Source organism: Riemerella columbina (genome assembly GCF_030517065.1).
Taxonomy (GTDB): Bacteria; Bacteroidota; Bacteroidia; order Flavobacteriales; family Weeksellaceae; genus Riemerella; species Riemerella columbina_A.
Genome location: NZ_CP103950.1, coordinates 615,032 through 635,829 on the forward strand (window position 1 = coordinate 615,032; position 20,798 = coordinate 635,829).

The following is a 20,798-nucleotide window of genomic DNA, read 5'->3' on the forward strand; positions in this document are numbered from 1 at the left end:
ATAATCATTCCGATATGAATGCCATCAGCACCAAATATTTACTTTTTAAAAATCGGTACTTGGCTACACGCCTCCCCAAACATCAAAGATTTAACGATGGGTTGCAGCTTTTCCACCAATTCCACATAAGCATTTTCAGGGATAAAGGTATCCGTGCAGCCCTTGACCAAAACGCGTTGGTTCTCCAGCGTGGAAAAATCATACGCTCCGAGGGCATCGTGCATCAGTAGACATTCTAAATCTTGCCTACTGCCGTACACGACTTTCTGCGCCACGCCTGTGAGTTGGGCGGTGAGTAAGAAATAAGCCCAAAGCGGCACAATAGCATCTGCCGAGTTATAAATGTGCACCCAAGCGCCTCGGTATTCCTCGAGATTGAGGTTTTTAACTTGCTCACGGAAGTCTTTTTCTTTCAAAATTAAGCCTTCATACAGGAAATCCTTTAAATCAATGCCAATGCGCTGACCTTGAGGAACAAGGGCGGACAAATCAAAATTGATCAAGCCACTTTCTGCCACTCTATTTCTAATTTCTAACGGTTCATTTTCCATAAAGTTTTCAAAATTATTTTTTATGGTTCGTTTTCCACCAAAATCTAAACCAAAATAATATCAGCTTTAATGTTGCATCATTCCTCTGCCAAATAGTACACGCTTCCGACTTTTAGACCGATTTTGAGGGATTGTATGCTTATTTTTTAATCCGAAGTTGGTAGAAAAAACTTTGATACTTTATCATCAACATCTAAAATCATGATTTTATCATCCTATTTTGGGCGCTCCATTATACTCAATATCATTTAATACACTTAAAGTTTTCAATTAAAAAGCTAATATCACTCTGAGGCGCATTTTTTGAAACAGGGTGTTAAGTCGTTTTTGATGTGGTATAGTTTATAATTTAATAATTCCCACAAATATAATCAAAATAACGCGACTTCATATTTTCATAACTGAAATTTTACCGCTAAGTTTGTACTTTAATTAAAGCACGGTATTATGAAATACTATCTCATTGCAGGAGAGGCCTCTGGCGATTTGCACGGCAGCAACCTTATGAAAGCCATCAAACAAAAAGATCCCAATGCAGAGTTTAGATTTTGGGGCGGCGATTTAATGGCGGCGCAGGGCGGCAGCATCGTTAAGCATTATAGAGATTTAGCCTTTATGGGCTTTGTAGAAGTGGTGCAGAACCTTGGCACTATTTTGAGAAATATCAAAACCGCCAAGCAAGACGTCAAAGCCTATGCTCCTGATGTTCTCGTTTTGATTGATTATCCAGGTTTCAACCTGCGGATTGCGCGCTATGCTAAAGCTTTGGGCATAAAAATCGTGTATTATATTTCGCCACAACTTTGGGCGTGGAAAGAGGGTAGGGTAAAGACCATCAAAAAATATGTAGATGAGATGCTTGTGATTCTCCCTTTTGAGAAAGATTTTTATAAAAAACACCATATAGAAGCACATTTCGTGGGACATCCTTTGTTAGATGCCCTTCAGAACCTCCCCGAGGTCAATCCTCAAGAATTTAAGAAAAAGGCAGGCTTAGACCACCGCAAAATCATTGCGCTGTTGCCAGGTTCCAGAGCGCAGGAGGTCAAAAAAATGTTGGAAGTTATGCGCTCTGTTATTCCGCACTTTCCAGATTATCAATTCGTTATTGCAGGAGCACCCAGCCTTTCGCCAGACTTCTATGCGCCTTATATAGATGCCGATGTCCACTTGGTTTCTAACCAAACTTATGATGTGCTCCGCTGTTCCGAGGCGGCATTGGTAACCTCTGGCACCGCCACTTTGGAAACCGCCTTGCTCAATATTCCAGAGGTGGTTTGTTACCGTGGCAGCAAAATTTCCTACCTGATTGCCAAGCGCTTGGTTAAGCACATCAAATATATCTCTTTGGTCAATCTTATTATGGATAAACCTGTGGTAACAGAACTGATTCAAGATGAATTGAATACCTCCAATTTAGTGCGAGAGCTACACAAAGTTTTACACGACAACCGCCAACAGATTTTAGCCGATTATGTCGAGCTTAAACACCGCCTCGGCGACCACGGCGCCAGCGAAAAAGCCGCACAAATCATTGTAGCCACCGCTGAAAAACACCAATTTCATCGCTCCAGAGACACCGCAGAATAACAAAAAATCCCTATCTTTGAACCAAGTTAATCAGACTATGCCAGATTTTTTACACCCCGATAAGGATCATTTTTCAAAAGAAGAGCTTCTTCAAGAAGAAAAAATTCGTCCGCAGAGTTTTCAGGATTTTGCAGGGCAGCGGCGTACTTTAGACAATTTAGAAGTCTTTGTGGCAGCCGCCAAAAATAGAGGTGCCGCGCTGGATCACACCTTGTTGCACGGTCCGCCAGGTTTGGGTAAAACCACCTTAGCCCACATCATCGCTAATGAATTAGGGGTCGGTTTTAAGGTAACCTCGGGACCTGTGTTGGACAAACCAGGGAGCTTGGCAGGCTTGCTCACCAACTTAGAGGAAAACGATGTTCTTTTCATTGATGAAATCCACCGACTGTCGCCTGTGGTGGAGGAATATCTTTATTCCGCAATGGAGGATTATAAAATAGACATTATGCTGGAAACGGGGCCCAATGCGCGCTCTGTGCAAATTGGACTCAATCCTTTTACCTTAGTGGGCGCCACCACCAGAAGCGGAATGCTCACCAAACCGATGCTCGCCAGATTTGGCATCCAGTCTCGGTTAGAATATTACACGGTAGAACTTTTAGGGATGATTGTAGAGCGCAGCGCCAGAGTTTTGGGCGTTCCCATTGAGGAAGATGCCGCGTTAGAAATCGCCCGCAGGAGCCGTGGTACGCCCAGAATTGCCAATGCATTACTCCGCCGAGTGAGGGACTTTGCCGAGATTAAAGGCAACGGCACCATCAATATGGCAATTGCGAAATTCGCCCTTAATTCCCTCAATGTAGACGAGTACGGCTTAGATGATATGGACAATAAAATTATGCGTGTGATGATTGAGAATTTTAAAGGCAGACCTGTGGGCATCTCTGCTTTAGCCACTTCCATTGGCGAGAATGCCGAAACGCTGGAAGAGGTCTATGAACCCTTTCTTATCCAAGAAGGTTTTATCATCAGAACGCCCCGTGGTAGGGAGGTTACAGAAAAAGCCTACCGCCACCTAAACCTCAGCCAACCCAAAAATTTAGGCGAGTTGTTTTAACAATGATAGAGCCCAATTTATCTTTTTTAAATGAACTTTAAAACCCCAAAATTATGAAACTATACCCTATACAATGTGGAAAATTTAAGTTAGATGGCGGCGCGATGTTTGGCGTAGTCCCTAAATCCATTTGGCAGAAAACCAACCCTGCTGATGAACGCAACCTCATTGAACTGGGGATGCGCTCCCTCCTCATCGAAGATGGCAAAAAACTCATCTTGGTAGATTGCGGTTTGGGCGATAAGCAGGACGAGAAATTCTTTGGTCACTATTCCCTTTGGGGCGATGATTCTTTGGATAAAAACCTAAAGAAATACGGTTTCGTACGAGAAGATATTACCGATGTCTTTCTAACCCACCTTCATTTTGACCATTGCGGCGGTGCTATTGAATGGAATGACGACCGCACGGGCTACCGTCCCGCCTTTAAAAATGCAAAATTCTGGACTAATGAAAACCATTGGGACTGGGCAGTGCATCCCAATCCAAGAGAAAAAGCTTCATTTTTAAAAGAAAACATTTTGCCGATACAAGAGAGTGGGCAATTGGACTTTGTAAATCTACCGAAAAATGGCAATTATGGTTTCGCGCCAGATTTAAAAATGGACATCATCTTTGTAGATGGCCACACCGAAAAACAGATGCTCCCTGTGCTAAAATATCAAGATAAAACCATCGTTTTCGCAGCGGATTTAATCCCTACCGTGGGGCATATTCCGTTGGTTTATGTGATGGGTTATGACACCCGCCCGCTCCTCACAATGGAAGAAAAAGACAAATTCCTAAAACAATGCGTGGCTAACGATTACCTCCTTTTCTTCGAGCACGATGCCCACCACGAATTAGCGAGTTTAAAGCAAACAGAAAAAGGCATTAGATTAGACCAAACTTTCAGCTTTAATGAAGTGTTTGGGTATTAGCACGCCGCACGATAAGGCTTCACTTGATTATGAATTTCAAAGTATGAAAAAGCAAATAGGCATCACAGGCGGTATTGGTTCAGGGAAAACCACCGTTGCCGAGTGGATAGAACAGATGGGGTATCCAGTGTATAATTCCGATAGCCGAGCTAAAATTTTAGTCAATACCGACCCTCAACTTAAAGCGAAAATTATCGCCTTATTAGGTGAAAATGCCTACGATGAACAAGGCAACTACAATAGAAAATGGGTGGCTACACAGGTTTTTGAAGATACTGCACAACTTGAGAAGCTCAATCAACTGATTCATCCTGCGGTAAGGGAAAATTTTGAGGCTTGGGTGGCTCAGCAAACGGCACCTTTCATTTTTAAAGAAACCGCTCTGTTATTTGAGTTGGGTTTAGATCGGTTTTGTGATAAAACCATATTGGTTACCGCAGAGCAAAGTCTCCGCATCAAGCGTGTGATGGATCGGGATAATAAAACTTACCGCGAGGTAGAAGCCATTATCCTCCAACAGATGCCAGAAGCCGAAAAAATTAACCGCGCCGATTTCGTGATTTATAATAATGGCAGTTTAGAAGATTTACACACCGAAACGGAAGCCACTATCCAAGATTTAGTACAAGATTTAGAAGGCATAGGCTAAACTCCACGATACGCCCATATTAAAGCGTGTGGAACTTTTACCAAATCCTGGGACGATCATCGGAAAGAGTTCATCTTGTTTGGTGGTATAGAATAAATAGCGAGGCTGCACATTCACATCAATGAAAAAAGAGGTGTTAAATAAAGCAACTCTGCCGCCCAATAAGGCTTCCACCCAATAAGAAGACTGCCCAGACTGCGGAAATGCCGTAGAATAAACCTGCCCCTCGGCGCCTTTGGTAGGGACAGAAAAATATTCCTGTTGATAGAAACTTCCTGCCAACTTTCCACCGGCATAAAATCCATTTTTAGGATTTTCGTGGTCTATGCTCATCATATAAAATGCACCCAATTTCCCGAAATAACCTTTGGCATCGGCTAAATAGGCATTTTTATCATAATGAAGTTTAGCAAAACCGCCTTCTATCACAGCATTGAGCCTCTTTTTAATGGTAGAACTGATGAAAAACTGCACTTTTTTCTGTTCCGAAAAGGCAGAAACACCAGCACCCAAAACATCAATCCCCACCATAAAATTAGGCTGATAGCGCCAATGGGCTTTCGTGGAATCTATCTGCTGTGCGGCATAAAATCCAAAGAGGGCGAGGCTAAAAAATAAGGTAAATAGGCGTTTGGTTTTCATTGTTGATGGAGGTTGCATTGGTTTCTACATTTTTTACGGCGGCGGCTTGCTGTACGCTGGCAGAGACTTGCTCATACAAGCGCCTGATGCCACACGCTGGCGATACATATTCTGATTTTGGCGTGTAATGAATCCGTACGACAGCCGTTTTTTCGGAAGGATTATTGGGTTGAGTTCTGATATAAAGGTCGGTATACGGTTGCTCATCTACACGGAGGGGAACCAGCACAGAGTCAGGTTTTATGGCAGATACAACGGTTTTAATGGTATCGGCATCGGTCAGCTGTACGCCAATAAGGAGCGTATCGGGCTGGTAGAGTTTATTATTCTCCGTTTTAAACTTGATTTTAAGCCTTGGCGTACCCAAACCTTTGTCGCAAATATCATCATCACTATTACAAGAGATGAGCGCTATGCTGAGTAGGAGTAGCCATAAATAACGCGTGATAGCCATAATTTAAGAATTGATTTTGGTGAGGAGTGCAATATTTTCAATATGATGCGTTTGTGGGAACATATCCACAGGAAGGATTTTCTCCACGCGGTATTGATGTTTCATCAGAGCTAAATCTCGCGCTTGGGTGGCGGAGTTGCAGCTCACATAAACAATTTTCTCTGGTGCTAATTTTAAAATTTGCTCCACCACTTTGGCGTGCATACCATCGCGAGGCGGGTCGGTGATGAGGACATCCGCTTTAGGATGCTGAGCAAGGAATTCATCGGTAAAAATATCCTTCATATCGCCACAATAGAAAGTGCAGTTGTGGAGCCCGTTATGTTGGGCGTGCTCTTTGGCGGCAGCAATGGCCTCTGGCACAGACTCTATCCCAATTACCTGCTTGGCATTCCTCGCAACAAATTGCGCAATGGTGCCCGTGCCTGTGTAGAGGTCGTACACCACTTCATCACCTTTTAAATCAGCGAATTCTAAAGTTTTCCTATACAGATTGAGCGCCTGTTGGTAGTTGGTTTGGAAAAATGATTTAGGCCCGATTTTAAACTCTAAGCCGTCCATTTCTTCCACCAAAAAGCCATCGCCATAATATGGGATAATGTCTAAATCATAAATAGAATCGTTAGATTTGGGGTTGATGGTATAGACCAAAGTTTTAATCTGTGGGAACTTCTGGAGGAGAAAATCAAACAAGGCTATTCTATGCTCGGTTTCCTCTCTGTAGATTTGGAACAGTACCATCCATTCGCCTTTTGAGTTTTGGCGCAGCATCAAAGTTCGCAGGAAACCCTCTTGATTTTTCACATCAAAAAAGGCTAAGTTGTGGGCATCAGCGTATTGCTTTACCGCTAATCTGATGTCGTTAGAAGGGGCTTCTTGGAGATAGCATTCTTTAAGATCAAGGATTTTACTCCACATCCCAGGAATATGAAATCCTAAGGCATTTTTGTGGGTAATGGCTTGGTCTTCGGCAATTTCTTCTGCCGTGAGCCATCGGGCATTGGAGAATGAAAACTCCATTTTGTTTCGGTAAAAATAAACCTCCTCTGAGCCTAAAATAGGCAGGGTTTCAAAATTTTCTATTCCGCCAATTCTCTTCAAGTTGTTCAGTACTTCGTTTTGTTTAAACTCTAACTGTTTGCTGTAAGAGAGGTTTTGCCACTTGCAGCCACCGCACACACCAAAGTGGATGCACACAGGCGCCACACGGTCTTTGGAAGGTTCTATAATGTCTAAAACTTCGGCTTCATCATATTGTTTTTTGGATTTTTTAACTCTGGCTCTAACCACATCACCAGGTACAGCTCCAGAAACGAGCACCGTTTTCCCAGCTTCTGTTTTCCCGATGGTTACGCCTTTGGCGCCTGCGGTGGTCAGTTGGATGTTTTCTAAGATGATATTTTTTCTTCGTTTAGACATAAGTATTTGTAATAAATTGATAACCGATGAGGCTGCAAAAATAAGATTTATAAATTTAAAATGAAGCCCTATTTTGCCTTCCGTTTATTCTTCGGTTTTGGGATTGGTCTTTAAAAGCTGTGCCACAAAGGCTTTGGCTTCTGTGCTGGGGTTGGCGTGGAGCTGGTAGACTTTGTTTTTATGCGTGGCGTATTGCTCTGCCAAGGCGTGCGATTGTTGGGTTTGGGCTAAAATATAATTCTGCACCCAGTAATCAAAGCGTTTTTCGGCTTGTTGTTGGCGGCTCAGTTGCCATCGGTTGTGGTCTTTTTTGAATTGGATATAATCTTGGATTTGGTTATAAACTTCTGCTATGCCCTCGTGGTGGAGCGCCGAACCTAATAAAATAGGGACTTTCCATTGTGGTTCTTTGGGCGGAAGAAATTGCAATGCCCGAGATAATTCCAGCTTGGTATTTTTAGCTTTTTGGCGATTTTCGTCATTCACTTTGTTGATGAAAATAAGGTCTACCATTTCCATAATACCGCGTTTGATGCCCTGCAATTCATCACCACCACCAATGATTTTTAAAAATAAAAAAACATCGGTGATGTCTGCCACCAGCGTCTCGGATTGCCCTACACCAACGGTTTCTATGAGGATCATATCATAGCCAGCGGCTTCGCAGAGGAGCATCGTTTCAAAAGTGGTATTGGCTACGCCGCCTAAAAATCCAGAACTGGGCGTAGGGCGGATAAAGGCGTGGGGCTCTCGTGCCAGCTCTTCCATACGGGTTTTATCGCCCAAAATACTTCCTTTGGTGCGAGAAGAACTGGGGTCTATGGCTAAAACCGCTACCTTTTGACCCTGCCGAATGGCGTATTGCCCAAAACTCTCGATAAAAGTGGATTTACCAGCGCCTGGCACTCCTGTAATCCCAAGGCGAACCGAGCGCCCAGTATGGGGCAGAATTTGTCTGAGCAAGCCTTCTGCCTGTTGCTGGTGTTCCGTTTTTTTACTTTCTACAAGGGTAATGGCTTTGCTCAGGAGCCTTTTATCGCCGTTTAAAATCCCTTGTACTAAAACCTCTGTGGAAATGGTGGGCATAGTGATTATGATAAACTTTAAAATATTTTTTTTTCGCAAAAAAGCTATAGTAAATGAGCGGTAGAATGTAAATAAAACTAACAACTAACCATAAAGGCGATACCAACCCTAAGAAAAGCAATACACATAATAAAATGCTGATACCTCCGCCCAACAGATAATATAAATCTGGTATTGCGCTAACAATTTTTATGGTAGAATGATCATTAAAAGGTATCGTTTCTTTATTTGTTATCCATTGATTACTGATTTCTATATCAATAGTTTTTATTTCTTGATGATTGATCTCCAACGATTTAGACTCATTGGGTTTCAAACTAAAAGTTAAATCATTTAGTTTGACATCAATTTTTGATAATGGAAAAATACTTCGTTTGATTAGAATCATATCATTTCTATTTTAGCAATTGTCGTCACTTTATACAACAATTTTTCTTCCTTTTTGATTGCCTATTGACCTTCGGTCTTCTGTTTTATAAAAATCTCAAATTTTAAAATGTGAATCAATAAATTGTGATTCACAAATATAGGTTTTATGATTGAAAAAACATTATTTCTGCGACATTTTAGGGAAGTTTTTTCTATTTTAAAATATTTTGCAGCAAGGTATTTACCTCATCTATATTATGCAGATGCTCTTTTCTCATCATCAGTTGGGTGCCTTCGGCTGTGTGTTTTTCTTTGAGGGCAGCATCTTGCGGATTTTGGCTAAGATAGTTGATGATGTGATGAAACTTCTCACTTTGATAAAATTTATCCTGCGGATGACTTGGGAAGTAGCCTAAGAATACCCCATTCTTCATCACGATTTTTTCAAAGCCAATGTCTGCCGCCAACCATTTTAACCGCACTGATTTCAGCAAATTCTGAGCCTCTTCTGGGAGAGGACCAAAGCGGTCGTTAAGTTCATACTCAAATTGCTGTAACGCCTCTGGTTGGGTAATGTCAGCTAACTTTTGATAAAGACTTAGGCGCTCTTCTATACTACTCACATAGGCATCTGGCAGCATCAGTTCTAAATCGGTATCTATATTGACCTCTTTCTGAGATTTGAAGAGCTTTTTGCGGTCGTTTTCACTTTCAAAAAGGGTATCAAATTCAGGGTCGCTCTGAAGCTCTTCTAAGGCTTCTTGCATAATTTTTTGATACGCCTCAAAGCCCATTTCGTTGATGAAGCCACTTTGCTCGGCACCCAGCAAATCCCCAGCACCACGGATTTCTAAATCCTTCATCGCGATTTGGAAACCGCTGCCTAAGTCGGAAAATTGCTCTATGGCTTCCAAGCGTTTGCGAGCATCGGAAGTCATCATATCAAACGGCGGTGTGATGAGGTAACAGAACGCCTTTCTATTGCTCCGCCCCACGCGCCCACGCATCTGGTGGAGGTCTGCCATACCGAAGCGCTGAGCATCATTGATGAAAATGGTGTTGGCATTCGGAACATCTACGCCACTTTCTACAATGGTGGTGGAGACCAGAACATCATATTTACCTTCCATAAAGTCTAAAATATTTTGCTCCAACTGCTTGCCATCCATTTGTCCGTGCCCTGTAATCACGCGGGCATCTGGCACCAAACGCTGGATAAGCCCTGCGATGTCTTTTAGATTTTCTATCCTATTGTTGATGAAATACACCTGCCCATCGCGTTGCAGTTCGTAGGAAATGGCATCTCTTATCGTGGCTTCATTAAAGCCGATGAGCTGAGTTTCCACAGGTTGGCGGTTGGGTGGAGGTGTTTTGATAACGGATAAATCCCGCGCTGCCATCAGCGAGAATTGTAGCGTTCTTGGGATGGGCGTGGCGGTAAGCGTGAGGGTGTCTATATTGGCTTTCATCGTTTTGAGTTTATCCTTTACGGAAACTCCAAATTTATGCTCCTCATCTATAATGAGAAGCCCCAAATCTTTGAATTTTACCTTCTCCGATGCCAGCTGATGCGTACCGATGATGATGTCTATTTTCCCCGCTTCTAACTGTTCCAATGTTTCCCTTTTTTGCTTAGCCGTACGGAAGCGGTTGAGGTAAGAAATGTTGACAGGGAAATCCTTAAGCCGTTCCACAAAACTTCTGTAATGCTGAAATGCCAAAATGGTGGTAGGCACCAGCACTGCCACTTGCTTGCCATCTGTAGCGGCTTTAAAGGCGGCTCTTATCGCCACTTCGGTTTTTCCAAAGCCTACATCGCCGCAGACCAAACGATCCATAATGGTTTCGGCTTCCATATCTTTTTTTACATCCAGCGTTGCTTTTTCTTGGTCTGGCGTGTCTTCGTAGATGAAGCTGGCTTCCAACTCGTTCTGGAGGTAGGTATCTGGCATATACGCAAAGCCTTTGGCAGTTTTTCTTTTGGCATAGAGTTTTATCAAATCAAAAGCGAGCTGTTTTACCTTGGCTTTGGTCTTGTTTTTTAAGTTTTTCCACGCTGGAGAACCTATTTTGGAAAGCACCACCTCTCTGCCCTCGGGACCGTTGTATTTGGATATTTTGTGTAGGGCGTGGATGCTCACATAGAGCAAATCTCCGTTTTTATAAGTGAGTTTAAAACACTCTTGGACCTTATCGCCATTGTTCACTTTAACCAAGCCTAAAAACTTCCCGATGCCGTAATCAATATGGGTAATGTAGTCGCCTACTTTGAGGGACATCAGGTCTTTGAGGGTCAGTTGTTCAGATTTGGCAAAGGCATTTTTAGGCTGATAGCGCTGGTAGCGGTCAAAAATCTGGTGGTCGGTATAGATCAAGATTTTGCTCTCGTGGTCGATCAAGCCTTCGTGGAGTTCAGATTTAAAGAATTGAAAGTGAATAGACTGTCCCAAATCCTCAAAGATACTCTGCAAACGGTCTTTTTGCTTATCTGTAGCGAAAGAAATCCAAATCTCGTAATCCTGTTGCTGTTGCTCTTTCAGGTTCTCGATAAGGAGCTCAAAATTTTTGTTGAAACTGGGTTGGGGCGTTTGTTTTAATTCAAGGTGGGGGGCTTGTGGCAGCTGCAAAGACTGTGCGGTAAAATCAACCGTGCTAAAGTTTTGGTATTGATTAAAAAACGCCTCATCAGACACAAATAATTCCTCTGGTTTTTGTCGCTGGATCCCCTCGCCGAATTGAGAAAAACGGACTTCCGCCTTCTGATAAAAATCCCGAATGTAGTTCAGCCCTAAGTATGCATTTTTAGTGACGATAAGGCTGTCTTTCGGCAAAATTTCTAACAGCGAAACCTTGCTGCCTTGTATGGCGTAGCTCATATTAGAGACCAATTGCAGGCTGTCCACTTTCTCTATCGAGAGTTGGCTTTCAATATCAAAAGTTTTGATGCTCTCCACCTCGTTGCCAAAAAAGGTGATGCGATAAGGTCGGTCGTTAGCGTAAGAAAACACATCTACAATACCGCCCCTCACGGCAAATTCTCCAGGTTCAGAGACAAAATCTGTCAACTGGAAGTTAAACTGATGCAGAAGCTCCTCCGTAAAATCAAAATCCAGTTGGTCACCCACTTTGATATGATGAGAAATGGCTTTAAAATCTTCCTTCTTCAGCACTTTTTCGGTCAGCGCCGAGTAGTGGGCAACAATACACCGTGGCGTTTTGGAGGTGTTGAGTTGGTTGAGCACCTCTGTTCTCAGGACCAAATTGGCATTTTGCGTTTTCTCTATTTGGTAAGGCTCCAGATGGGTGGCAGGGAAATAAAGCACTTGGTGTTCTCCCAAGAGTTCCTCCATTTCCGTGGTGATGTAGTGGGCGTCTTCCTTATCATCGGTAAGGAGGACGATGGTTTGGTTTAAACTCAAAAAAGCCTCTGCCGCAATAAGGCTTGGCGTAGAGCCTGCAGCGCCCTTCACAGTAATATGCTGGTGCTGTGCCAATGCTTGGAAGATGGAAGCCCCAAACTGGCGTTTCAGAAGTTGGGGGAGTAGGGTGGTATTGATCGATTGTAGATTCATGGCGTACACTTACGGTCTATTATCAACAAAAAAACACGCTGATAGGGATTTCCCATAGCGTTATATAGGGCAAAGATAAGACTTTTTTTAAGATGAAAAATGAGTGAGGATTGCAACCTAATAACGCGGTAGGTCTCAAAAAAAATATTATCTTTGTCCTTCATTAAAACCATACCAATAATGTCAGAGATCCAACTCAATACCATTCCAGAAGCTTTAGAAGACCTAAAAAACGGGAAAATCATCATTGTAGTAGATGATGAAAACCGCGAGAACGAAGGCGATTTCCTTTCGGCAGCGGAGCTGACCACCCCAGAGATTATCAACTTTATGTCCACATATGGCCGTGGTTTAATCTGCACACCACTACCCGAAGAGCGCTGTGATGAGTTGGGGCTGGATATTATGGTCACGCGGAGTAGCGACCCTAAGGAAACCGCATTTACCGTTTCCGTAGATTTATTGGGCGAGGGCGTTTCCACAGGGATTTCTGCCAGCGACAGAGCCAAAACCATTTTGGCACTGATGAATGAAAACACCAAGCCTACCGCCTTTATGAAACCTGGGCACATCTTCCCACTAAGAGCCAAAAAAGGAGGCGTACTCAAAAGAGCGGGCCACACCGAAGCGGCGATAGACCTTACCAAGTTGGCAGGGCTTAAAGAAGGAGGCGTTATCTGCGAGATTATGAATGATGACGGTTCTATGGCGCGTCTCCCTCAGTTGGTAGAGCTCGCGAAAAAGCATCAGCTCAAAATCATTTCTATAGAAGATTTAATAGAATACCGCCTCAGAAAAGGCGATCTGGTTCATAAGATAGAAGAACGCGAGGTGGAGACCATCTATGGCAACTTCACATTCCACGCATTCCAAGAAAAACATACCGAGCAAATCCATTTTGCCTTTACCAAAGGAGAGTGGACAGAAGATGAGCCTATATTGGTCAGAGTGCAGAGTTCCAGCGCCTATTTTGATGTCCTTAGCCGACTGATTTCAGGGGAAAAACCACTACTCAAAAAAGTGACCGATATGATTAACGAGGCAGGCAAGGGCGCTATTATTTTCATCAATAATGTCTCTAATGCCGAGCATACGATGCGCAAGCTCCAACAGTTTTTAGACTACCAAGATGGCCAGGTGCAGCGCCCTACGTTGTCGGCTAACTATATGGAATACGGCGTGGGTACCCAGATTTTGAAGCATTTGGGCATTACCAAATTTAGAGTGATAACCCAGAACCCACAACAGAAACCCGTCATATCTGGTTATGATGTGGAGGTGACGGAAATGGTGCAACTTTAATCCCAAGAGCCCTTCCAGCTCGGTTTTCGCTATGTTTTGTGCTTAATGATAGACTTTAATTGAGAGATGCCCTATACGCGACAGCAAATATCAACCCTTATTGAGGATACTTTAGCTCATTTTTGGGGTTATAGCACCTTCCGCGATGCCCAGAAAGACATTATTTTCTCCATTTTAAACCACCGAGACACCTTGGCGCTACTCCCAACAGGAGGAGGCAAGTCGCTTTGTTATCAACTGCCCGCTTTGGTATTAGAGGGCACCTGTCTGGTGGTCTCGCCGCTATTGGCGCTGATGAAAGACCAAGTGGGACAGCTCAAACAAAGAGGCATAGAAGCCGAATACCTCAGTTCCGAATTAGAGGAAGACGAAGCCGAAACCATCTATGCCCGTTGCATAGAGGGGATTACCAAAATCTTATTTGTTTCTCCAGAGCGACTGAAGAATATGGTGTTCCTCAGTAAAGTGGAGGAGATGCAAATCTCCTTTTTAGCCGTAGATGAGGCGCACTGTATCTCAGAATGGGGGCAAGACTTCCGCCCGAGTTATCAGAATATAGAAGCATTTAGGAAAGACAAGTTGAGCGGTCAGCCCGTGCTGGCGCTCACCGCTACAGCCACGCCCAAGGTGGTGGAAGACATCAAAACCAAGTTAGGGCTACAGAGCCCCCAGATCTTCCAGAAGAGTTTTAAGCGAGACAACATCAGCATTTATACAGAAGCCACGGTGGATAAATACGCTCGGGTCTTCCATTTACTCAAAAATAACCCTGCCACGGGCATCATCTACACCGCTACGAGGAAGCAAGCAGAGCAACTCTCCGAATACCTTAATCACAGCGGCTTGTCGCAGGTAGATTACTACCACGCAGGGCTCTCGCTGCAGGATAAGAACCGAAAACAAGCCGAATGGCTCACCCTCCCCAACCGTGTGCTGGTGGCAACCAATGCTTTTGGTATGGGGATAGATAAGGAGGATGTGCGTTTTGTGATCCACTTCTCGCCGCCCACCTCTCTTGAGAATTATTACCAAGAAATAGGGCGCGCAGGGCGAGATGGACAGCCTTCTTTTGCGGTATTGCTTTGGTCGGAAGATGAAATATCAAGGTTTGATGGGGTATTGTACCAACAGATTCCCAGCCGAGACTTCTTTAAAAAAGCCGTGTCTTATCTGTATTCTTTATTCCAAATTGCGGACTATGAACAGGCAGAAGGCACCTTTCAGTTCAACATTCAAAGTTGGCAGAGGGTTACCCGTGCACCATTGCCGATGCTCAATAACATCTTGACCTTCCTCCACAACCAAGAGATTATTTATTATAATGCGCGCCAGTCCAAATCCTCTGTGGAGCTGACCATTGAGGTCTCAGATTTTGAACTCCTACCCAAGAGCGATGCCTATTTTATAGAAACTTTGCTTCGGAATTTATCCGGTTTCTCCACCCACAAGGTGTATTTCCGTGAGGAGGCATTAGCCCAAAAACTCCATATGCCTGCGGCACAACTTAAAGAACATCTGCAGAGTTTAAAGAAGAGAGGATTTGTCCATTATATAGATGGCGGAGCGGGGAGCATTAAGTTTTTAATCCCTCGCGATGAACAGAGCTTTGGGGGCAAGTGGTGGCATCTGTTCTTTGAAATCCAAAGGAACAAAGTCCAGAAGTGGGAAGAGATGAAATACTTCATCCAAAACCGAGACCGCTGCAAGATGCAACTCATTTTATCCTACTTTGGCGAAGCCACTGCACAAAATTGCGGTCATTGTTCCGTATGTCTCAACCGCCAGTACCAGCAAGAGGAAGTTCAGCACCCTGCATTGCTCCTTTTGGCGGAGCGCCCGCAGACTTTATTAGAGTTAGCCGCTGCCCTGCCGCAGATCGATAGCCCCCAGCTGTTGAGAGACCTGATCAAACTCCTTAACGAAGGAAAAATAAAAATGTTAAACTATAAAACCTACACACTCAACCCATGAGCCAACCGTTGAAAGTCGTTTTTTTTGGAACGCCAGAATTTGCACAGAAAAGTTTAGAAGCCATCCACTGTTCACGCCACCAAGTGGTGGGCGTAGTGACCGTAATGGATAAAGCCAGCGGCAGGGGGCAGAAAATCCAAGCCTCCCCAGTGAAACAATACGCCGAGGCAGAGCAATTGCCCATCCTCCAGCCAGAGAAACTCCGTGACCCTCAATTTTTAGAGGCAGTTAAGGCTTGGGATGCCGATATTTTCGTGGTGGTGGCATTTAGGATGATGCCTAAAATCTTGTTCCAGATGCCGCGCTTGGGCACCTTTAACCTCCACGCCTCGTTGCTCCCAGATTACCGTGGGGCAGCGCCTATCAATTTCGCGATTATCAACGGCGAGACCACCACAGGCGTGACCACTTTCTACATCAATGAGAAAATAGATGAGGGCAACCTCCTCCTTCAAAAATCTACCCCTATAGGGGCTGATGAAGATGCAGGCAGCCTCCACGACCGCCTGATGCTCATCGGCGCAGATTTGGTGGTGGAAACACTGGACAGAATTGCTGAAAATACCATCACGGAGACACCACAGCCCGATGTGGCAGTGCCGAAGAACGCCTTTAAGATTTTCAAGGAAGATACCAGAATCAACTGGCGAGCCTCAGGGCGAGAGATTTACAACTTCATCCGTGGGCTGTCGCCTTACCCTGCCGCCTTTACCACCGTGAACATCGGCGAGGAGGCAAAGACCCTGAAAATCTACCGCGGACACTTTGAGCCTACCGAACACAGCCGCGCCGTGGGGACTGTGGAGCGCAGCAAGCATCAATTCAAAATTTTTGTGAAAGATGGCATCTATATCCCAGAAGAAGTGCAGCTGCAAGGCAAGAAACGAATGCCCGTGAAGGATTTTCTTAACGGTTTTCAAGAGGATACCCACATCAGCTTAGCGTAAAGGCAGCGCAATAGCCCTAATTTATCTTAATTAAAGGATATTTTTTTGAGGAAAGCTTTGTTTTAATCATAAAACTGAGTGTCCAGCCGTGTTGACAGTCTCAACAAGCTTCAAAAGTAAGTGTCCAGCGGTGTTGATAGCCTCAATGGGTTTCAAAAGTGAGTGTCCAGCGGTGTTGACAGCCTCAAATGAGTTTAAAAGTAAGTGTCCAGCGGTGTTGATAGTTCCAAATGAGTTTAAAAGTAAGTGTCCAGCGGTGTTGATAGTTCCAAATGAGTTTAAAAGTAAGCGTCCAGCGGTGTTGACGGTCCCAACTGAGTTTAAAAGTGAGTGTCCAGCGGTGTTGACAGTCCCAAATGAGTTTAAAAATTATGCGGCTCGCAACGGGACAGTTTCCTGAATATGTCGGGAAGCTGTCCCGCTGATTTTATAGTGGTTTTTATCAATAAAACTGAGTTTTTATTGATAAAAATGTATTCTGATGGAAAAGGTTGAGGGGAAGCGCGAGGTTTTTAGGGGTGCTTCATTATTGTTGGAGGTTAGCGCCATTCCACCCAAACAGAGCCTTGCTGGTGGTAGAAGAAACCGCCATCGTCAAACTCTATATCGGTTTTGTTGCGGAGGACTTCGTAGACCATTTTCTGGAGCACGCCATCGCCGATACCGTGGATGATTTCCAGTTTTTTGATTCTGTGGGTGCGGCAGAACTCTAAGGTGTCCTCTAATTTCTCCCTTTGGATCAGTAGGCGTTCAAAACTGTCGTAGTTTTGTGGATGCTCCACCAGTTGGTCAAAATGAAGGTCTAAGACCAGATGCTTTTTGGTTTTTTTAGGGCGTGTGGGCTGGGGCTCCGCCTTTGGGATAATGGGCGCTTGGTCGTACACATCTTGGTGAGGCACCAGAAGGTGCTTGGGGTAGCGGTGGGCAAAGCCTTCGGCATCTATCAGGGTGATTTGGTCGTGGTGTATGGCGCTAATGGTGCCCACCAGAGGTTCATCAATCACGGCAACGGTGTCTCCTATTTTCATTTCTTTCCGAGTTCTATAATTTCTAAATTGTTGATGTCTTTGCCCTCAATGCGGAAGCGCATCATCGTTCTCATCTGGTGCCAGCCCTGTTGTCCTGCAGCACCAGGGTTGAGGTGGAGGAGCTGGTTGGTGTGGTCATACATCGCTTTCAGGATGTGGGAATGCCCGCTGATGAACAGCTGGGGGCGGTACTCGCTGATGCTCTTTTTTGTCAATGGAGTGTAGCGCTGTGGATAGCCGCCAATGTGGATCATCAGGACCTCCACCTCCTCACAGCGGAAGTGTGCCACCTCTGGAAATTGCTTCCGAATGTCTGCGCCATCTATGTTGCCATACACGCCTCGCAGGGGTTTTATTTGAGCCAAAGTATCTACCACTTGCAGGTTGCCAAAATCACCGCAATGCCAGATTTCATCTGCTTCTTGGGCATAGGCGAGGATCCTCTCATCAAGGTGGCTGTGGGTGTCAGAAAGGAGTAAGATATTTTTCACGGGGCTAATTTAGGAGATTTTTTTTGAACGATGAACATCTGAGTGGTTTTAAAGTGATTTTAAAGCGGATAAAAACCCGTTTGAAATGGGGCTTTGGGGTAGAGGGTGGGCGTGGGGTGCTTCATCTTTTTTGGAGAAACGCCTTTTAAATCCATATATTTTTCCGACTTTTGCAACTTCATTATTAAGCGCATAGGGCAGTGAGATATTGTATAGAATTTTCTTATAACGGACAGCATTATTTTGGTTACCAGCGGCAGCCACAGCAGATTTCTGTGCAGGAAGAGCTGGAGCGGGCGCTATCCACCATTCTAAGAACGGCGGTGAAAACCACAGGTGCAGGCAGAACGGATACAGGGGTACACGCACGGAAGATGTTTGCCCATTTTGATGTGGATTTTGCCTTAGACCCTGCGCTGCCTATGCGGCTCAATGCCTTCTTGCCTCCAGATATTGCCATCCACCGTTTGTTCCGTGTGAGAGATGATTTCCACGCGAGGTTTGATGCCACCTACCGCACTTATCAATATTACATCGCCTTAGATAAAGACCCTTTTAGCCAGAATTCGGCGTGGAGCTACTGGCGCCGCGGGCTTTCCATCGAGCGGATGAATGCTGCGTGTGCCATCCTCTTTGAGTACGAAGATTTTACGAGTTTCTCTAAACTCAACACTGATGTGAAGACCAACCTCTGCAAAATCTATAAAGCGGAATGGACGCAAGAAGGTCGCCACTTGGTATTTACCATCTCTGCCAATCGGTTTTTGAGGAATATGGTGCGCGCTATTGTGGGGACTATGGTGGATATCGGCAGTGGTAAGATAGCCCCCGAAGATTTGCACGGCATTATTCAAGCGAAATATAGAAACTCGGCAGGCGTTTCGGCACCTGCACAAGGTTTGTTCTTGGTAGATGTAGGTTATCCGTGGGAGCAAGCCCTCATTATAGAAGATTAAACAAGATGAAAAAACAAAATACTTGGCAGCTGATTAAACGGCTCTTTTTTATCGGAATGAAATTTAAGCGTTGGTTTGTTTTAGCGCTACTGATTTCTATTATTTTGGCTGTGATATCTACCTATCGCCCTATTTTAACCAAAAATGTGGTGGATTATGATATTATGCAGCGGAAAGACAACACGCTACTCCTCCACGATGTCTATTGGCTAATAGGTCTGGTGGTGGCAGAGACTTTTCTCAATTTCTTTTTGGTGTTTTTGTCTAATTACATCTCTCAGAATGTGATGCGGGATATCCGCGAGCGCCTCTACCATAAGCTGATTTATTTTAAGGTTTCGTTTTTTGATAAAACTGCGATTGGGCAACTGGTCACTCGTGCCGTAGGCGATGTGGAAACCATAGCTACCGTTTATACCGATGGTTTTTTAATGGTGTTTGGCGATGTGCTCCGTATTATTATGGTTTTGGTCGCGATGTTTAATGTGAACACGCACCTGAGCTTTGTGGCTTTAGCGATTTTACCATTGATGATGCTCATCACGCGGTTTTTTCAAAAGAAATTAAAGAAAACCTTCGGCGATGAGCGCCAGTGGACGGCGACTCAAAATTCATTTGTACAGGAACGGCTATCGGGAATGTCCATTATCCAAGTGTTTAATCGGCAGGAGGCGGAGTTTAAGAAGTTTGATGCCATCAATGGGCAGCTGAAAGCGGCGCTCCTAAAAACGGTGTTTTATTTCTCGCTGTTCTTCCCTGTGGTGGAGTTGATTTCCTCGGTGTTTATTGGGTTAATCCTGTTCTATGCAGGGTATAATGCCCTCTATAAGCAAAATGCAACGCCAGGGGAGGTAATTGCTTTTATTCAGTTTGTAAGTATGCTCATCCGACCGCTTCGGCAGATTGCTGACCGCTTTAATAATATACAGCGTGGATTGGTAGGTGCAGAGCGGGTACTGGGCGTGATAGACCAAAATGAAGAAATGCCTAACCATGGGACTAAAATCTTAACCGATGTAAAAGGCGCGATTGATTTTAAGGAAGTTCACTTTGCGTATGATGATAAACAGGAGGTTCTAAAGGGCATCAGCTTTAAAGTCAACCCTGGCGAAACGGTAGCGATTGTAGGGGCAACAGGTGCGGGTAAATCTACCATTATCAGCCTGATTACACGCTTTTATGATGTTAATTCTGGGAAGATTTTGTTAGATGGGGTAGACCTCAGAGATTATGATTTGTATAGTCTTAGGCAACATATTGGCGTAGTTTTGCAAGATGTATTCCTCTTCCACGGTTCTATTTTTGAAAACTTAACCTTGGGTGATGAAAGTATTACCTTAGAGCAAATAAAAAAAGTAGCGAAGGAAATAGAGGTTGACCAGTTTATAGAGAGCTTGCCAGGCGGTTATCAGTATATGGTGAGTGAGCGAGGATCTTCTATCTCTTTGGGACAGCGGCAGTTGTTATCGTTTTTAAGAGCGTATTTAAGTCACCCTAAAATTTTAATTTTAGATGAAGCGACCTCTTCCATAGACCACGAGAGTGAAAAGCTTATCCAAAAAGCCACGGAGAAAATTACCCAAGATAGAACTTCTATTATTATAGCTCACCGACTTTCCACCATTGTGAATGCGGATAAAATAATCGTGATGGATAAGGGGAAAATCGTGGAAACAGGAACGCACCAAGAGCTGTTGGCTCAAGGCGGTTATTATGCTCTGCTGTACCGCTCTCAGCTTAAATAAAAAAATAATTGCGGTATGTTGTAGAATAGATAAAAAAAAATTATCT

The 20,798-nt window shown here is 44.1% G+C and carries 18 protein-coding genes; 9 read left to right on the top strand and 9 right to left on the bottom strand.

The window, feature by feature from the left end; all coding sequences use genetic code 11:
• Positions 1-38: 38 nt before the first annotated feature.
• Complete coding sequence (locus NYR17_RS02945) at positions 39-551, bottom strand: DUF2480 family protein (protein ID WP_302506290.1); 513 nt, start codon at positions 549-551, stop codon at positions 39-41.
• A 447-nt stretch (positions 552-998) separates the two neighbouring features.
• On the opposite strand from NYR17_RS02945, the gene lpxB reads away from it, so the two are divergent.
• From lpxB to coaE, 4 genes are read left to right on the top strand one after another with little or no spacing between them, the layout of a single operon-like run.
• Entirely contained in the window at positions 999-2,141 is a 1,143-nt protein-coding gene (lpxB, locus tag NYR17_RS02950; protein WP_302506291.1) for a lipid-A-disaccharide synthase, read from the top strand.
• Between the two features lie 37 nt (positions 2,142-2,178).
• On the top strand, positions 2,179-3,201 hold the full coding sequence (gene ruvB, locus NYR17_RS02955; RefSeq protein ID WP_302506974.1) for a Holliday junction branch migration DNA helicase RuvB: 1,023 nt from the start codon (positions 2,179-2,181) through the stop codon (positions 3,199-3,201).
• Positions 3,202-3,254: 53 nt separating this feature from the next.
• Positions 3,255-4,121: an MBL fold metallo-hydrolase gene (locus tag NYR17_RS02960; protein WP_302506292.1), complete on the top strand. Its 867-nt coding sequence runs from the start codon at positions 3,255-3,257 to the stop codon at positions 4,119-4,121.
• A 43-nt stretch (positions 4,122-4,164) separates the two neighbouring features.
• Positions 4,165-4,770: a dephospho-CoA kinase gene (gene coaE / locus NYR17_RS02965; protein ID WP_302506293.1), complete on the top strand. Its 606-nt coding sequence runs from the start codon at positions 4,165-4,167 to the stop codon at positions 4,768-4,770.
• Here the strand turns inward: coaE and NYR17_RS02970 are convergent.
• From NYR17_RS02970 to mfd, 6 genes are all read right to left on the bottom strand, one after another.
• A complete protein-coding gene (locus NYR17_RS02970) occupies positions 4,753-5,412 on the bottom strand; it encodes a DUF6048 family protein (RefSeq protein WP_302506975.1) in 660 nt (219 codons plus the stop codon). The genes coaE and NYR17_RS02970 overlap by 18 nt on opposite strands.
• A complete protein-coding gene (locus NYR17_RS02975) occupies positions 5,378-5,866 on the bottom strand; it encodes a DUF6452 family protein (protein ID WP_302506294.1) in 489 nt (162 codons plus the stop codon). Before NYR17_RS02975 ends, NYR17_RS02970 begins: the two co-directional genes overlap by 35 nt.
• Positions 5,867-5,869: 3 nt before the next feature.
• A complete protein-coding gene (gene rlmD, locus NYR17_RS02980) occupies positions 5,870-7,285 on the bottom strand; it encodes a 23S rRNA (uracil(1939)-C(5))-methyltransferase RlmD (protein WP_302506295.1) in 1,416 nt (471 codons plus the stop codon).
• Between the two features lie 84 nt (positions 7,286-7,369).
• Complete coding sequence (gene meaB / locus NYR17_RS02985) at positions 7,370-8,371, bottom strand: methylmalonyl Co-A mutase-associated GTPase MeaB (protein ID WP_302506296.1); 1,002 nt, start codon at positions 8,369-8,371, stop codon at positions 7,370-7,372.
• Positions 8,319-8,759 (bottom strand): hypothetical protein, encoded by a 441-nt coding sequence (locus NYR17_RS02990; RefSeq protein ID WP_302506297.1) that lies wholly within the window; start codon positions 8,757-8,759, stop codon positions 8,319-8,321. Before NYR17_RS02990 ends, meaB begins: the two co-directional genes overlap by 53 nt.
• Positions 8,760-8,952: 193 nt before the next feature.
• Positions 8,953-12,312: a transcription-repair coupling factor gene (mfd, locus tag NYR17_RS02995; protein WP_302506976.1), complete on the bottom strand. Its 3,360-nt coding sequence runs from the start codon at positions 12,310-12,312 to the stop codon at positions 8,953-8,955.
• 180 nt (positions 12,313-12,492) lie between these two features.
• Between mfd and ribB the strand changes: the two genes are divergently transcribed.
• The 3 genes from ribB to fmt all read left to right on the top strand — a co-directional run bounded on the left by ribB (position 12,493) and on the right by fmt (position 16,532).
• Positions 12,493-13,614: a 3,4-dihydroxy-2-butanone-4-phosphate synthase gene (gene ribB / locus NYR17_RS03000; RefSeq protein WP_302506298.1), complete on the top strand. Its 1,122-nt coding sequence runs from the start codon at positions 12,493-12,495 to the stop codon at positions 13,612-13,614.
• A 66-nt stretch (positions 13,615-13,680) separates the two neighbouring features.
• Positions 13,681-15,585 (top strand): RecQ family ATP-dependent DNA helicase, encoded by a 1,905-nt coding sequence (locus NYR17_RS03005; RefSeq protein ID WP_302506299.1) that lies wholly within the window; start codon positions 13,681-13,683, stop codon positions 15,583-15,585.
• Positions 15,582-16,532 carry a methionyl-tRNA formyltransferase gene (gene fmt / locus NYR17_RS03010; RefSeq protein ID WP_302506301.1) on the top strand — a complete coding sequence of 317 codons (951 nt, stop codon included), beginning with the start codon at positions 15,582-15,584 and terminating at the stop codon, positions 16,530-16,532. The genes NYR17_RS03005 and fmt overlap by 4 nt, the downstream gene beginning before the upstream one ends.
• A gap of 539 nt (positions 16,533-17,071) precedes the next feature.
• On the opposite strand, the gene NYR17_RS03015 is transcribed toward fmt, so the two are convergent.
• The gene (locus NYR17_RS03015) at positions 17,072-17,560 is read right to left on the bottom strand and encodes a Smr/MutS family protein (RefSeq protein WP_302506303.1); all 489 of its coding nucleotides are present in this window, start codon (positions 17,558-17,560) and stop codon (positions 17,072-17,074) included.
• A complete protein-coding gene (locus tag NYR17_RS03020) occupies positions 17,557-18,051 on the bottom strand; it encodes a metallophosphoesterase family protein (protein WP_302506305.1) in 495 nt (164 codons plus the stop codon). The genes NYR17_RS03015 and NYR17_RS03020 overlap by 4 nt, the downstream gene beginning before the upstream one ends.
• A 200-nt stretch (positions 18,052-18,251) precedes the next feature.
• Here NYR17_RS03020 and truA point away from each other — a divergent pair, with 200 nt between their 5' ends.
• Together truA and NYR17_RS03030 are read left to right on the top strand one after the other, a co-directional pair.
• The gene (gene truA, locus NYR17_RS03025) at positions 18,252-19,007 is read left to right on the top strand and encodes a tRNA pseudouridine(38-40) synthase TruA (protein ID WP_302506306.1); all 756 of its coding nucleotides are present in this window, start codon (positions 18,252-18,254) and stop codon (positions 19,005-19,007) included.
• 5 nt (positions 19,008-19,012) lie between these two features.
• Positions 19,013-20,752, top strand: a complete 1,740-nt coding sequence (locus NYR17_RS03030) for an ABC transporter ATP-binding protein (protein ID WP_302506307.1) — start codon at positions 19,013-19,015, stop codon at positions 20,750-20,752.
• Positions 20,753-20,798: the final 46 nt, after the last annotated feature.